This window comes from Pedobacter sp. (genome assembly GCF_040513095.1).
In the GTDB taxonomy this organism is placed as follows: Bacteria; Bacteroidota; Bacteroidia; order Sphingobacteriales; family Sphingobacteriaceae; genus Pedobacter.
Window position 1 is genome coordinate 1 of record NZ_JBEVDX010000183.1, and the last position, 13984, is coordinate 13984.

The following is a 13984-nucleotide window of genomic DNA, read 5'->3' on the forward strand; positions in this document are numbered from 1 at the left end:
ATTACACTGATGCCCGCATCAAGAATATCGGCCACATCCTGCCAGCGCTTCCCGTTCTTGCTGCCCTCTACATTGGTATGTGCAAGCTCGTCAACAATTACCACTTCAGGATGCAGATTGATGACCGCCTGCACATCCATTTCTTCGAGTTCCTTACCCTTATAAAAGATCTTTCTTCGTTTGATCAGCGGAATACCGTTCAAAAGTGCATGGGTTTCCTCACGGTTATGGGTTTCGATATAGCCGATCTGTATATCAATCCCGTTTTTCAACAGCGCATGCGCTTCCTGAAGCATCCGGTAGGTTTTTCCCACGCCCGCGCTCATGCCGATATACACTTTAAACTTTCCCCTTCTGGATTTCTTTACCAGATCAAGGAACTTCTTTACAGATCCTGCTTTATCGTCTTCCATCCTATTCAATTTACCATTTTAAAATAACGTATCCTTCTCTGACCAGATAACAGATGACGCCAAAAAATAACCCTATGCAAATGCATAGGATTAATTTCACAAGGGGTGTTTTTAAATATCCGGGTACCATTACTCATTGATTAAAATGACACTGCTATACTCGCTGTGAGCGTAGCACTATTTTTTACGGGATCCATATCCCTGACAAAGATTTTGTCTTTACTATCGTATACTTTACCTTCCAGGCGAACAACCGCATTACTTATCGGAGCATAATCAATGTTCATGGAATATCCGGTAGTTTTAAACCCATTCGGTGTACCTGTAGCTATGATCACGCCGTTTTTATCCTCATAATATTCAACCCTGCCAGCAAGTGCCCATTTGCTGTTGATCCTGTACTGGGCAATTGCTACCGGAGACATTACTTCGTTTTTGTCATCACTGCCTTTCGCTTTCTGTTGTGTTCCGTAATCAAGTCCGGCGGTTAAGCCAAAGTGGTCAGTAAGCTGGAATATGCCATATACATTGTGATAAAATCTTCTTACACGTACAGAGTCTGCTCCTTCGGTACCCAGGTAATTACTGTAATTGACTGTGATTTTACCTGTTGGTTTCCAGGTCAGCTGCAAACCACCGGCTGGCTGGCTGTTCCCGTTCTGGCGGGTAATCCTCTGCCATCCATTCAGATATAAGGCAGTGGCGGTAAACTTACCATCTTCCGTTACATACGTCATCTTCGCACCTGACTCATAGTACGGCGTATTATCCGAAGCTATATTTCTGGTGAGCACCCAGCAATCTTTTGAAACAGCACCTTCAAAACCGATATGCGAAGCGAAGATCCCGGCATCAACCCAGACGTTAGCAGTTTTGGAAAGTTTCAGTCCGGCGTTGGCTTCAAAAATATTCTTTAATACACCGGGCTCCGCTGCAAGATTGGCATTGGCATAAGTTCCCGCCATAACTGCAATGTTAGCTCTGATCATGTCACTTTCGTAGCTGCCTTTAATGAAACCGAGATTCAGGTTTACTTCGTTATGGCGGTTATGTGAGTAGACAAATCCGGGTCTGTTATTGTCGGCCGGCTTGTTAAAATCAAATCCGTAATAAGCTTCAAGATATCCTGTTACTTTTATTTTAGGGGCATCCTGTGCGTATGCAGCGGTACCTATGGTTAATCCTAAAGCTAGTACTAGTAGTTTTTTCATTTTCTATTAAGATTTTTATTCCTTGAAGCTGCCTGTTCCTGAGTTGGCAAACGCATATGGATCAGGCAGCGTGCAGGAAATTTGTTTTTAGATTATTTTTTTAATTCGTCAAGTGCGAGGTTTAGTTTCAAAACATTTACTGATGATGGGCCAAACAGGCCAAGCAATGGGCCCTGGGTGTTTTCTACAACCAGTTCAGCTACTTTCTTTTCATCGAGTTTACGGTAAGCGGCAATCCTTTTGATCTGTATAATTGCCCCCTGTTCGGATATATTTGGGTCAAGTCCGCTTCCCGATGCAGTGACCATATCGGCAGGGATATCAGATTTCCTGATACCAGAATTATATTTTAACAGGGTATCAATTCTGTCTGACACCTGTTTCAGGTAATCAGGATTGGAAGGGCCTTTGTTGGAACCGGCCGATCCGGCAGCATTATAACCTATGGCTGATGGCCTTCCCCAGAAATACTCTGGTTTGGTGAAAGACTGGCCAATAAGTGCATAGCCAACCACCTTACCATTTTTAGTGATCTTCTCACCACCTCCTTCACCTTTAGAGAATCTGCCGGCAAAGGCTACTAAGAGCGGGTAAACAACGCAAAGCAGTACCATTAAGACTACGGTTAAGCGTATAGATTGTATGATGTAATTTTTCATTAGTTTATATTTTTTTTAATGGATATGAAGCATGCAAGAACTTAGTTTCAAACTGAGGTATTCATATAAATTTTAAACAAATAAGCCTACTAGTAAATCGATGATTTTAATACCGATGAACGGCGCGATCACACCACCCAGACCATAGATAAGCAGGTTCCTGCGCAGCAATGCACTTGCACCAATTGGCTTGTACTCTACACCTTTCAGCGCCAGGGGGATCAGGATCGGAATGATGATCGCATTAAAGATCACTGCCGATAGAATCGCACTTTCAGGACTGTGCAACCCCATAATGTTTAGGCTTTGCAGGGCAGGAATAGACGCAATAAACAGCGCAGGAACGATAGCGAAGTATTTAGCCACATCATTGGCAATCGAGAAGGTGGTCAGCGTACCGCGGGTAATCAGCAATTGTTTACCAATCTCAACGATCTCGATCAGTTTGGTTGGGTCATTATCAAGGTCAACCATATTCCCGGCCTCTTTTGCAGCCTGTGTACCACTGTTCATTGCTACACCAACGTCTGCCTGCGCAAGAGCCGGCGCATCATTTGTTCCGTCGCCCATCATAGCAACCAGTTTACCCAGCGCCTGCTCATCCTTGATGTAATTCATTTTATCCTCAGGCTTGGCTTCGGCGATAAAATCATCCACACCAGCCTTTTCGGCAATAAATTTTGCAGTCAGGGGGTTATCACCGGTAACCATTACCGTTTTCACACCCATCTTGCGGAGGCGTTCAAAACGTTCGCTGATACCGGGTTTGATGATATCCTGTAATTCGATTACCCCCATTGTTTTCTCATTTACCGCAACTACAAGTGGTGTACCGCCGTTATTGGAGATTGCTTTCACCTGGTCCTCTGTTTCTGCGGGGAAAGGGTTCCCGGCAGTAAGCACAATATTCCTGATCGAATCAAAAGCACCTTTACGGGTTCTCTTACCGTCTAAAGTATCCAGACCGCTGGAACGGGTCTCCGCTGTGAATTTGATAAAAGCTGACCCTGCAGGCGCTGGCATCACTTTAAAATTCTGTGCTGTGGCCAGTTCCAGGATCGATTTTCCCTCAGGGGTTTCATCTGCGAGGGAGCTCATTACACAAGCTTCAATAAATGCGTTACTGTCAATTCCCGGAGCGGGATAAAAGTTGGTCGCTTTACGGTTACCGATGGTAATCGTGCCTGTTTTATCCAGCAATAATACGTCAATATCACCTGCGGTTTCTACTGCTTTACCTGATTTGGTAATTACATTGGCCCTTAAAGCCCTGTCCATACCCGCAATACCTATGGCTGATAACAATCCTCCGATAGTTGTAGGGATCAGACATACAAACAGTGAGATCAGCGCTGCAATTGTGATCGGTGTATTAGAGTAATCTGCAAATGGTTTTAGGGTAACGCATACGATAATAAACACCAGAGTAAAACTTGCCAGCAAGATCGTTAAGGCAATCTCATTAGGTGTTTTCTGACGGGATGCACCTTCTACCAGAGCAATCATCTTATCCAGAAAACTTTCACCCGGCTGGGTATTTACCTGCACTTTGATCTGGTCTGAAAGTACTTTTGTACCGCCGGTTACTGAGGATTTATCACCTCCGGACTCCCTGATTACCGGGGCAGATTCTCCTGTGATCGCAGACTCATCGATAGTAGCGATACCCTCAATGATCTCCCCATCTGTTGGAATGGTATCACCAGCCTCACAGATAAATACGTCGCCTTTTTTTAGTAAACTGGATGAGCGCACTTCTATATTTCCGTTTGGCATAACCACCTTTGCAGGAGTTTCTTCACGGGTTTTTCTTAATGAATCGGCTTGTGCCTTTCCTCTTGCCTCGGCTATGGCCTCAGCGAAATTTGCAAACAGTACAGTTAAAAATAAAACCAGGAAAATCACAAAGTTATAAGCAGGAGAACCCTGTCCGCTATGGCTCATGGAATATACCGTCACATAAGCCATCACGGCTGTTCCTATCTCTACTGTAAACATCACCGGGTTTTTGATCATCACCCGTGGATCAAGTTTGATGAACGACTCTTTAAGTGCAGTTTGCACTAAAGCAGATTCAAATAATTTATTTGATGAAGATTTCATTATAATCTATTTAAGCATAGTAAAATATTCTGCCAGAGGACCTAAGGCCAGTGCAGGGAAGTAAGAAAGTGCGTTGAGTACAACGATTACTGCGAAGGTCATCAAACCGAAAGTCAGCGTATCAGGTTTTAAGGTACCGGCAGATTCCGGGATGAACTTTTTAGCTCCCAGTAAACCAGCAATGGCAACCGGGCCAATAATTGGCAGGAATCTTCCGATCAGCAGAACAAAGCCGGTCAGCACATTCCAAAGCACGTTATTGTCACCCAGGCCTTCAAAACCAGATCCGTTATTTGCATTGGACGAAGTAACTTCATAAAGCATTTCGGAGAACCCATGGAAGCCCGGGTTATTGAGCCAGTTTTTAGGCTGTACCGCCCATGCCGCATCACCGTAGCTGGTAAATATGAAACTTGCAAGGGCAGTTCCTGCCAGAATCAGGAAGGGACTGAGCAAAGTGATCAGTGCTGCAATTTTCACCTCTCTTGCTTCTACCTTATGCCCCAGGAACTCCGGCGTTCTTCCCACCATTAATCCGGATATAAATACAGCAATAATCAGGTAAATAAAATAGTTGAGTATCCCCACACCGCAGCCTCCGTAAAAGGAGTTGACCATCATTCCCAGCAGCTGCCATGCACCTGTTAGAGGCATTGAGCTGTCGTGCATGTTGTTTACAGAACCTGTTGATATAATTGTAGTTACTGTACTCCAATAGGCTGATATTGCCGGTCCGAAACGGACTTCCTTGCCTTCCATAGCCCCGGTAGTCTGCGAAATTCCCATTTTTGCCAGTGCGGGATTACCGCCCAGTTCCGAGCTTATTGTTGGGATCAGCAGCAGGAACATGCCGATAGTCATCACTCCAAAAATAATCCAGCCAAGTTTCCTGCGCTTAATGAAAATACCAAAGGCGATAACCATAGCTATAGGGATAATCATCTGTGCAACCAACTCAACCGTATTAGTGAGGTAGTTGGGATTTTCCAGCGGATGCGCTGAGTTGGCACCAAACCATCCGCCTCCATTTGTTCCCAAATGTTTAATGGCGATCATACCCGCTGCAGGTCCTCTGGATACGTTTACCGTATCACCCTGTAGCGAAATAAACTGGTCTTTGGCTTCATAACTCGTCGGACTGCCATTGAAAGCAAGTATCAGGGCCATTATCAAGGATAAAGGCAAAAGCAACCGTGTGATCGCTTTCACGAAAAACTCCCAGAAGTTACCCAGCTTCTCACTTGTTTTATCCCTGAATGCTTTGAAGAATACCACTGCAGCAGCAATTCCTGTAGCACAACTTACAAACATCAAAAACATCATCACCACATGCTGTGTGAGGTAGGTAACACCACTTTCGCCTGAGTAGTGCTGCAAATCACAGTTCACTACAAAGCTGATGATCGTGTTAAATGACAGGTCTGGAGTCATACCCGGATTTCCGTCAGGATTCAATGGTAATTTGTCCTGGTAGATCAGGACAAAAAATCCGTAAACCAACCATACGAGGTTGATGGTAAGCAGTGCTTTCATATGCTGCTTCCAGTTCATTTCTTCTTTGGGATTGATACCCGAAAGTTTATATATTCCGGATTCAATAGGTTTTAAAAAGTCTGTCCAGACTCTTTGTCCGGCAAATACCTTAGCGAGGTATGTGCCCAGCGGAATAGCGATCACCAGCGTTAGCAGGAAGGTGGCTATAATTCCAAGTAATTCAGTGTTCATGGCGTTTAATTAAAATTTTTCGGGTTTAATGAGCACGTAAATCATATAAATGAAAACGGCGACGGCGATAATGAATAATGCGATCATAATTGTTAGATTTTTTCGAACCAGTCGATGGATTTGTAAACTACCCAGCAGAGGATCAGCAGGGCGAGAAATAATACGATTGTTAGCATGATATTTTTATTTTATAATCCCCCTATGCCAATCGGGATGCCACGATCCATCATAAAATGATAATTAACTCATCATCAATACGTTGAGGCTATAAATATTAGAATGAACTCCTGTTAGACGATAAAGACCCTTTCATAATGGAAGGGTCTTTATCATTTCGGAACTGCGCAGCATAAATTCAGTTTTCTGACTCATGGCAAAGGTTTAGCTGTCTGAAACCAGCCCTGATCAGTATCCGGGATTTCCTGCAGCTCTTCTCTGTAGCTGAAAGTGCAGAAGGTTTTCCTTTTGATCGTAGCCAGTATTTCATCACTGGTGTAACTTGCGTCATGACTGATTTCAACGGTAAACCTGCAATTGTCACTTTCTGTGATTTTTCCGGCATCAACCGAGGTAACTTCCATATGAACGGGATCGGTACAGTCAGGCGCTGAAGGGAAAATATATTCAGAAAACCACCGGATATCATTTAGACCGCTGCAGATAGCTTTGGTGCCTTCTGCGCCTTCAGCTAAGGCTAATCTTGGACGTGCGGTACAATCCAGGATCAGTACTGTCTTCTTAAAATTTAGAACTTGATCTTGCATAAAATACGTATTAATGGTGTTGTGATTGATAAGCCTGTATATTCAGCACAGGGTTATTCGCGAGATATGGAAAGATAGATTCCAGCAGGTCAATGTAAATGGCAATGCCCTCACTGATCTCTGAAAGGTAAATGTATTCATCAGCGGTTTGTGCGCGTGCCGGGTCACCGGGGCCCATCTTTAAAGAGGGCACATGAAGCCAGCCCTGATCGGAGCTGCTTGCAGAAAGATAAGTTTTCCTCCCAATCGCGATGCCTGTTTTTACTACCGGATGCAAAAGATCGATAGATGAAGGCAAAAGCACATTGTGCCTTAAAATAGTATCACAGAAAGTGTGGTTTTTAATTGTGTTGAGTATTTCTTTGGTAGTATAGCTGTGGTCAAACCTGATGTCTACCGTAAAGCTGCATTCTCCCGGGACAGCATTGTGCTGCAGTCCGGCCCTGATCTCTGTAACGGTCATCTTTACGGCCTGAGGCCTGTCTGGCTCTGTAGGGAAAACAAAAGTGCTGAACCAGTGTATATCAGTGATGGCCTTATAAATTGCATTGTCACTTTCATCTCTCGATGCGTGGCAGAAACGTCCTGTTGAAACGCAATCCAGCACCATTGCACCTTTCTCAGCAATAGCCAGATCCATATTGGTAGGTTCACCTACAATCGCGAAGGCAATAGGCATCAGGTCTTTTAAAATGCATCGGATTCCCTTCCGTCCCGCATTCTCTTCTTCTGCTGTAACTGCCAGACAAAGGTTAAAGGGCAGATCCTTTCGTTCATAAAAGTGCATGAATGTTGAAATAAGCGATACCAGCGCCCCTCCTGCGTCATTACTGCCCAGGCCATAGAGCTTCCCTTCTTTGATGAGCGGCTCAAAGGGATCGTTCCTGTACTGAGAATTCGGCCTCACTGTATCCAGGTGAGAGTTTAGCAGAATGGTAGGCTTTTTCTGACCGAAGTATTTATTGTAGCACCAGATGTTGTTGAACTTGCGAATGGTTGTTACTGAATGCGCTTTCAAAAAGTGTTCTACCTCAGCTGCAGCGATACTTTCTTCTCCGCTAAAAGAACGGATGCTGATCAAATTTTCAAGCAATATTATCGCCTGATCATATAACATTTTCATAGGGTATTATTGGTTTTTAAGTAAGAGAGAGTTGAATGTAGATTTGATTGATGCCAGCATTCAATTCCAATGCCCTGATCAGTAAAGCAGGCGAAATGGTCATTTAAATCAAATCACGCAACTATTGCAGATTGTTCATCCTATAACAACCCTTTCATTTTGGCAGGGTAAATTTCATATTGAAGGGAATGCTGATTAATTCTTTAATACGGGCTACCACTAAGTTTGCTAAATACAATTGCCCTGAGACAATTTAACTGATTGGCAATCAAACTAAACATCAGCGTATCCTGGTGGCCTGCATCTTTTAGTTTAATAAGCTGCTCAAGGAATTCCAGATCCTCCCTGATCTGCAAATAATGTAAATCTAAATTTTTATCAAGAAGTACGTCTGCCCAGATTTCTGCATATGCCGCAACCAGCTTATCTAGTTTCTTTTTCCTGTCTGTTGATTTGATTTGCTCCATAATACCGACAGTCCTATCAATTGAAGAACCTGATTATGATAAAAGCTGGAAATGTGGGAATAGAAGCTAAAAAAGAGGTATAAAATTTATTCAGCCCTTTCTGTTAACCGTCTGCATGCATCATAATGAAAGTACGTTTTTCATTTCGGAATGTTTACTTTCCCAATACTTGTGATGATCTGCAGAGCGCAGCTTTGAATATAATTTTTGAAGCACAGGCTTTAAGTCTACAAATTTAGTAGTAGTTTTGAGGCTTAAGCCAGTCTGCTTGAAATATAGCCGGATAGGATTAAATCAAATAGAGATCACATGACCAACAGAGTTAAAGTTATAATCAACCTTGCAATAGCAGCTTCAGTAATCTTGCCTAACAGGGGTTTTTCACAGATCAGTAAGGAAGCAGCTAAACGACCCAATGTTATCGTGATCTATTCAGATGATCAGGGTTCGCTCGATTTAAATATTTATGGTGCCACAGACCTGATCACCCCTAACCTCGACCGTTTGGCGCGCCGCGGAACAAGATTTACCAGTTTTTATGCTGCATCCCCTGTTTGTTCACCCTCCCGCGCATCTTTACTCACTGGCAGGTATCCACAAAGAGCAGGCCTCGATAACAATGCACCGAGCAGTTATGGCGATGGCGGCGGTATGCCGGGCAGCCAGTTTACAATGGCAGAGTTATTTAAAAGCGGCGGATATAAAACTGCCCACATTGGCAAATGGCACATCGGCTACTCGCCAGAAACTATGCCCAACCAGCAAGGGTTTGATTATTCATTCGGGTTTATGGGTGGCTGTATTGACAGTTACTCCCATTTCTTTTACTGGAGCGGCCCTAACCGGCACGATCTCTGGCGCAACGGTACAGAAATTTGGGAGGATGGCAAATATTTTCCTGACCTGATGGTTGATGAAGCCGGAAAGTTTCTTGAAGAAAATAAGAGCAGTCCTTTTTTTATGTACTTTGCTGTCAACATGCCGCACTACCCACTTCAGGGCGAAAAGAAATGGCGCGACTACTACAAAGATCTGCCGGCACCCAGAAGAATGTACGCCGCTTCTGTATCTACGATGGACGAGAAGGTCGGAATGCTATTAAAAAAAGTAGATGACCTGGGCCTTACTGACAATACAATCATTATTTTCCAGGCTGACCAGGGATACTCTAAAGAAGAACGAACCTTTGGTGGTGGCGGTTATGCCGGAGCACACCGCGGCTCAAAATTCAGCGTTTTTGAAGGGGGTGTGCTTGCACCAGCAGTTATCAGTTGGCCGGGGCACATACCCGTAAATGCCGTTCGTGAACAATTCTCTACCAATATCGATTGGTATCCCACACTCGCGGAATATTGCCGCCTCACATTGCCACAACGTAAGATAGACGGACAAAGCTTAGTGAAAGTGATCGCGTCGGCTAAAGCTAAATCAGTGCATCAGGATTTTTACTGGCAATTTGAAGGCACTAAAGAAAATCCGCAGTGGGCTGTACGTGAAGGCGACTGGAAGCTATTGCACAGCCCGAGGGAATCCAAACCGGAAGAGCTGGACGCAAATAAATTTATGCTGGTTAATATGAAAGATGGAGGTACCGAAAGTACCAACGTGGCAGCAGAGCATCCGGATATTGTGAAACGCCTGCAGAATAAGTATCAGCAATGGATCACTGAAGTATTTACTCAATAGAAGATCTCTGATTTATACTTATCATTTCTTTGATAACACTTATGATTTAGTTCATTTGTCGTATCTCTGCCTTTAACCTAATTTTGAGTAGAAGATATAAATGTAGATGCCAGCTGATAAAAGCGCTGGTCAAAAAAAACAGTCAAAGATGAACTATTCGGAACTGGCCTTTACGGAGGCTATCAAAAAACTACAGGAGAAGCTTGGAAGCCGCTTAAGTTATGAGCGAATGGAGAAGATGAGTGATGTGGATGGCTTAACCGATTACGAAACTGACTATATCGCACAGATTGATAGCTTTTACATTGCGTCATCCGGTGAAAATGGTTACCCCTACATCCAGCACCGGGGCGGCCCGAAGGGTTTTATCAGGGTGATCGACAAATCAACGATAGGGATAGTTGATTTTACAGGAAACCGGCAGTACATTTCTACCGGGAATATCTCCCTGAACCCTAAAGTTTCACTGATCTTGCTCTCCTATCCCTTAAAGGCAAGATTAAAGATATATGCAGAAGCGGAGATCGTTGAAATTGGCGAAGACAGCAATTTCTATGATTTCATGCGCCCTAAAGATTATAAGTTTAAGCCGGAGAACATACTTATCTTTCACATTAAAGCGTACGACTGGAATTGTTCGCAGCATATCAACCCGAAATACAGTATAGAAGAAGTTCGCGAATTAATGGAACCACAGCAGCAATACATCAGTACTCTGGAGCAGCAGATCAGGGAGCTAAAAGAAAAAATAACCCAATAACACGCATTTCAAATCAAATCTCTTTTTTATAATTCGCTGCTGAACTGTCCTGTCATCAGGCTGCTTCAAATCAATCAGTTCACTCTGATATTATTGGAGTTATTTGATCATATCTCCATGATTATCGGAGATATTTTGCAAAAATTAGCTGCGCTCCTGTTTATTAAAGAATTGCAACCCATTGATTCTCAAAAACTTATTTACCAAACGTTTTCTTCTTACTGCCATCAGCCATTACTGGCACATATTTGATACAAGGCTTGGTCTAAGCAACAGAAATTAAGCGTAACCATAATTTATCAAATTAATATTCAATGATGAAAACTAAACTTTTTTTAGCTGCCGTAACCGTTGTGCTTTTGGCCTGTAATTCACCACAAAACACACATTTACCTGTTGGTTCCCTGAAAACGGATAGTATCAAAACTGGTGGTAATAAAATGATCAGTATTGATGGAAAGTATAAAGTGTGGACCAAAAAGGTGGGTGACGGAAAAATTAAGGTGCTGCTGTTACATGGCGGCCCGGGTTTCTCGCACGATTACCTGGATTGTTTCGACGATTTTCTGCCGAAAGAAGGCATGGAGATTTATTACTATGATCAGCTGGGCTGTGGAAATTCTGATGTCCCAGCAGATACTTCGTTATGGACTATCCCACGTTATGTTGAAGAGGTAGAGCAAGTACGAAAAGGACTGCAACTGGATAACTTTTACATCCTTGGACACTCCTGGGGAAGTCTCCTGGCTATGGAATACCTGTATAAATACCAGTCGCACGTTAAAGGTGTGGTATTATCCAACATGACAGCCGGCATAAAAGATTATGTTGATTACTCAGCCACGCTGAAATCAAACCTGTTTACCCAAAAGGACAAGGCGCTTTATGACTCCCTCGACAGGCAGAAAGCGTATTCTTCGCCACAATATACCGACCTGCTGATGAACAAACTTTACACACAGGTAATTTGCCGTATGCCCGTAGAGCAATGGCCTGAGCCATTGGTACGTGGTTTTAAAAAGCTTAACCCAACCATTTACATGCAGATGCAGGGCGTTGATGAATTCCATGTTACCGGGAACTTTAAGAACTGGGAGTTCTGGGATAAACTGCCCGGTATCAAGGTACCGGCATTAGTTCTTGGCGGCCAGTATGACGAGATGAATCCTGAAAGCATGAAAAAGGAAGGCCGGCTGCTACCCAACAGCCGTACTTATTTGTGCCCTGAAGGCAGTCATATGTCCATGTATGACGACCAGCAGCGATATTTCAGAGCCCTCACTAGCTTTTTAAAGGATGTGGATAAAGGTACATTTAAGGCTGATGCCCGATAAACAGATTGCTGCTGATTAACGCTCAGTGCGGCTCAAAAATCATTTTTTTCATGCGAAAGTGCAATTAAGGCAATCGATAATAATAGATGGCCGCAAACGCGCCTTCGCTTGTTGTAAAATAACCTTCGCCGTCCGTCGTGAAACCAATGGCTTCGCCCTGCCGCTGAATATCATAAGGTAATGCTTCCGGCTTACGTTTCATGGTTTCCCAAACTGCTTCGTTTTCCCATCGCTCCCAGTAATATACTTTCCCATAACTTTTGAGTAACACTTTTTTTCCATCTTTTGATATATCACCGGCAGTAATATACTTAAAAGGTTTTAGGCCCGGAAAATGGATTTTGCTTCGCAGTGTAAGAATCCTTTTTTCATTGTCCTTAAAATTCAGTGGCGTGCTATACACCCTTATGGTATCTGTACGTTTATTCACTATATATAGGAGTCTTTCCAGTGGATCTACCATCAGCGTTTCTGCGTCCTGTGGACTGTCGGGATAAGACAGATGAAGCTGCACGGGACTAACATGGTTAACCTTAGTGTTTATCCACGATGGCCTTTCCTCAAAACGATAAACCGTTATGTATTTCCTTATGTTGTAATTATCACCTATATCGCCAAGATATACATAGCTTTTGCCAGATTTGGGCCCAACACTTACTGCTATATCTTCACAATCCAGCTGCCAGTTGGGTAACTGTTTATCTTTTTGAAAATAGAATGTAGAGACAAGATTTCCTTTTGGTGTAACCGCAAAAAAACGACTGGTATCACCACTGTCATTGTGGATATAATAGATATCACTAAAAATTCCGGACGATGCGATCCCTGACGTTTCTTTGGTATCCGGACTTTGCAGAAAGCCGGAAGTTTCTTTACTTCTGCGGCGTTTGATTTTATAATAACCATATCCTCCCGAAATGAGGATGGTGATCACCAGAAATAAAATGAGAAACCTCTTACTTTTAAGCATCATGAATTGCAGCTGAAATTTGCATCGTATGCCGGCAAAGATATATCATTTCGTAAAAACACCTGCCTAAAGATGATATTTACAGCACAAACTGAATAAAAAAGCGACTAATATATTATAAACAAGAATATTTACGGAATAACTCATAACTATTGCCACAAAAACTAATAATATGCATTTTTATCCTAACAATGCACATGTGTGTAATGATGATTGGTATCAATTCCAGTAAACAAATGAAAAAAATTATATTCTTAAGCATAACGCTACTGTTATTGAGCATAACTGCATTCAGTCAGATCCTTAAACCTGTTGCATGGAGTTATGCTGCAAAAAGAACCAGTCCTACCACAGCAACTTTATACTTGAAGGCGACTATTGATGAAGGATGGCACCTCTATTCACAGTTTGTAAAGGACGGCGGGCCAGTAAAAACAACTTTTACTTTTCCGTCATCAAAAGAATACACACTGGTAGGAAAAACTATTGAACCTAGACCAATCAGCAGGTTTGAGTCAACATTTGGAATGAACGTGGGTTTTTATGAACACTCGGTAATCTTCCAGCAGAAAATCAAATTGAGTTCAAAAAGCACGCCTGTAAAAGGAACCGTTCAGTTTATGGTTTGCGACGACAAGCAGTGCCTGCCTCCAGAAGATATTGACTTTACGATCACTGTTAAATAAACAATCTCAAGTTAAATTTCTGAAGAGCCTGCGAAGGAATCCTCAGTAGAAAAGCACTTATGCCGGGTTCATGCCTGCCAGAG

General features: G+C 42.9%; 14 protein-coding genes. 4 read left to right on the top strand and 10 right to left on the bottom strand.

Annotation, left to right across the window (positions count from 1 at the left end):
• The 9 genes from ABWY16_RS20200 to ABWY16_RS20240 form a co-directional block, all read right to left on the bottom strand.
• A partial coding sequence (locus ABWY16_RS20200) for a histidine kinase (RefSeq protein WP_502931003.1) occupies window positions 1–413 on the bottom strand: 413 nt, incomplete at its 3' end.
• A 140-nt stretch (window positions 414–553) separates the two neighbouring features.
• Window positions 554–1624 (bottom strand): porin, encoded by a 1071-nt coding sequence (locus ABWY16_RS20205; RefSeq protein WP_353906475.1) that lies wholly within the window; start codon window positions 1622–1624, stop codon window positions 554–556.
• A gap of 92 nt (window positions 1625–1716) precedes the next feature.
• The gene (locus tag ABWY16_RS20210) at window positions 1717–2283 is read right to left on the bottom strand and encodes a K(+)-transporting ATPase subunit C (protein ID WP_353906476.1); all 567 of its coding nucleotides are present in this window, start codon (window positions 2281–2283) and stop codon (window positions 1717–1719) included.
• Between the two features lie 72 nt (window positions 2284–2355).
• Window positions 2356–4386 carry a potassium-transporting ATPase subunit KdpB gene (gene kdpB / locus ABWY16_RS20215; protein WP_353906477.1) on the bottom strand — a complete coding sequence of 677 codons (2031 nt, stop codon included), beginning with the start codon at window positions 4384–4386 and terminating at the stop codon, window positions 2356–2358.
• A 6-nt stretch (window positions 4387–4392) separates the two neighbouring features.
• A complete protein-coding gene (gene kdpA / locus ABWY16_RS20220) occupies window positions 4393–6111 on the bottom strand; it encodes a potassium-transporting ATPase subunit KdpA (protein ID WP_353906478.1) in 1719 nt (572 codons plus the stop codon).
• Between the two features lie 9 nt (window positions 6112–6120).
• Complete coding sequence (gene kdpF, locus ABWY16_RS20225; protein WP_133575248.1) at window positions 6121–6198, bottom strand: K(+)-transporting ATPase subunit F; 78 nt, start codon at window positions 6196–6198, stop codon at window positions 6121–6123.
• 281 nt (window positions 6199–6479) lie between these two features.
• Window positions 6480–6875, bottom strand: a complete 396-nt coding sequence (locus tag ABWY16_RS20230; protein WP_353906479.1) for a zinc-binding metallopeptidase family protein — start codon at window positions 6873–6875, stop codon at window positions 6480–6482.
• A 10-nt stretch (window positions 6876–6885) separates the two neighbouring features.
• Complete coding sequence (locus tag ABWY16_RS20235; RefSeq protein ID WP_353906480.1) at window positions 6886–7998, bottom strand: M20/M25/M40 family metallo-hydrolase; 1113 nt, start codon at window positions 7996–7998, stop codon at window positions 6886–6888.
• A 203-nt stretch (window positions 7999–8201) separates the two neighbouring features.
• Window positions 8202–8465: a hypothetical protein gene (locus ABWY16_RS20240; RefSeq protein ID WP_353906481.1), complete on the bottom strand. Its 264-nt coding sequence runs from the start codon at window positions 8463–8465 to the stop codon at window positions 8202–8204.
• A gap of 309 nt (window positions 8466–8774) precedes the next feature.
• On the opposite strand from ABWY16_RS20240, the gene ABWY16_RS20245 reads away from it, so the two are divergent.
• From ABWY16_RS20245 to ABWY16_RS20255, 3 genes are all read left to right on the top strand, one after another.
• Window positions 8775–10151 carry a sulfatase family protein gene (locus ABWY16_RS20245; protein WP_353906482.1) on the top strand — a complete coding sequence of 459 codons (1377 nt, stop codon included), beginning with the start codon at window positions 8775–8777 and terminating at the stop codon, window positions 10149–10151.
• A gap of 148 nt (window positions 10152–10299) precedes the next feature.
• Complete coding sequence (locus ABWY16_RS20250; protein ID WP_353906483.1) at window positions 10300–10911, top strand: pyridoxamine 5'-phosphate oxidase family protein; 612 nt, start codon at window positions 10300–10302, stop codon at window positions 10909–10911.
• 314 nt (window positions 10912–11225) lie between these two features.
• Window positions 11226–12245, top strand: a complete 1020-nt coding sequence (locus ABWY16_RS20255) for a proline iminopeptidase-family hydrolase (protein WP_353906484.1) — start codon at window positions 11226–11228, stop codon at window positions 12243–12245.
• A gap of 64 nt (window positions 12246–12309) precedes the next feature.
• Here ABWY16_RS20255 and ABWY16_RS20260 read toward each other — a convergent pair whose 3' ends face one another.
• Window positions 12310–13218, bottom strand: a complete 909-nt coding sequence (locus ABWY16_RS20260; protein ID WP_353906485.1) for a lactonase family protein — start codon at window positions 13216–13218, stop codon at window positions 12310–12312.
• Between the two features lie 233 nt (window positions 13219–13451).
• On the opposite strand from ABWY16_RS20260, the gene ABWY16_RS20265 reads away from it, so the two are divergent.
• Window positions 13452–13901: a protein-disulfide reductase DsbD domain-containing protein gene (locus tag ABWY16_RS20265; RefSeq protein WP_353906486.1), complete on the top strand. Its 450-nt coding sequence runs from the start codon at window positions 13452–13454 to the stop codon at window positions 13899–13901.
• Window positions 13902–13984 lie beyond the last annotated feature (83 nt).

Excerpts from the sequence above, each read along its gene's own strand:
- ABWY16_RS20205 (WP_353906475.1), bottom strand. The coding sequence starts at position 1,624 with ATGAAAAAACTACTAGTACTAGCTTTAGGATTAACCATAGGTACCGCT.
- ABWY16_RS20210 (WP_353906476.1), bottom strand. The coding sequence starts at position 2,283 with ATGAAAAATTACATCATACAATCTATACGCTTAACCGTAGTCTTAATG.
- kdpB (WP_353906477.1), bottom strand. The coding sequence starts at position 4,386 with ATGAAATCTTCATCAAATAAATTATTTGAATCTGCTTTAGTGCAAACT.
- kdpA (WP_353906478.1), bottom strand. The coding sequence starts at position 6,111 with ATGAACACTGAATTACTTGGAATTATAGCCACCTTCCTGCTAACGCTG.
- kdpF (WP_133575248.1), bottom strand. The coding sequence starts at position 6,198 with ATGATCGCATTATTCATTATCGCCGTCGCCGTTTTCATTTATATGATT.
- ABWY16_RS20230 (WP_353906479.1), bottom strand. The coding sequence starts at position 6,875 with ATGCAAGATCAAGTTCTAAATTTTAAGAAGACAGTACTGATCCTGGAT.
- ABWY16_RS20235 (WP_353906480.1), bottom strand. The coding sequence starts at position 7,998 with ATGAAAATGTTATATGATCAGGCGATAATATTGCTTGAAAATTTGATC.
- ABWY16_RS20240 (WP_353906481.1), bottom strand. The coding sequence starts at position 8,465 with ATGGAGCAAATCAAATCAACAGACAGGAAAAAGAAACTAGATAAGCTG.
- ABWY16_RS20245 (WP_353906482.1), top strand. The coding sequence starts at position 8,775 with ATGACCAACAGAGTTAAAGTTATAATCAACCTTGCAATAGCAGCTTCA.
- ABWY16_RS20250 (WP_353906483.1), top strand. The coding sequence starts at position 10,300 with ATGAACTATTCGGAACTGGCCTTTACGGAGGCTATCAAAAAACTACAG.
- ABWY16_RS20255 (WP_353906484.1), top strand. The coding sequence starts at position 11,226 with ATGATGAAAACTAAACTTTTTTTAGCTGCCGTAACCGTTGTGCTTTTG.
- ABWY16_RS20260 (WP_353906485.1), bottom strand. The coding sequence starts at position 13,218 with ATGATGCTTAAAAGTAAGAGGTTTCTCATTTTATTTCTGGTGATCACC.
- ABWY16_RS20265 (WP_353906486.1), top strand. The coding sequence starts at position 13,452 with ATGAAAAAAATTATATTCTTAAGCATAACGCTACTGTTATTGAGCATA.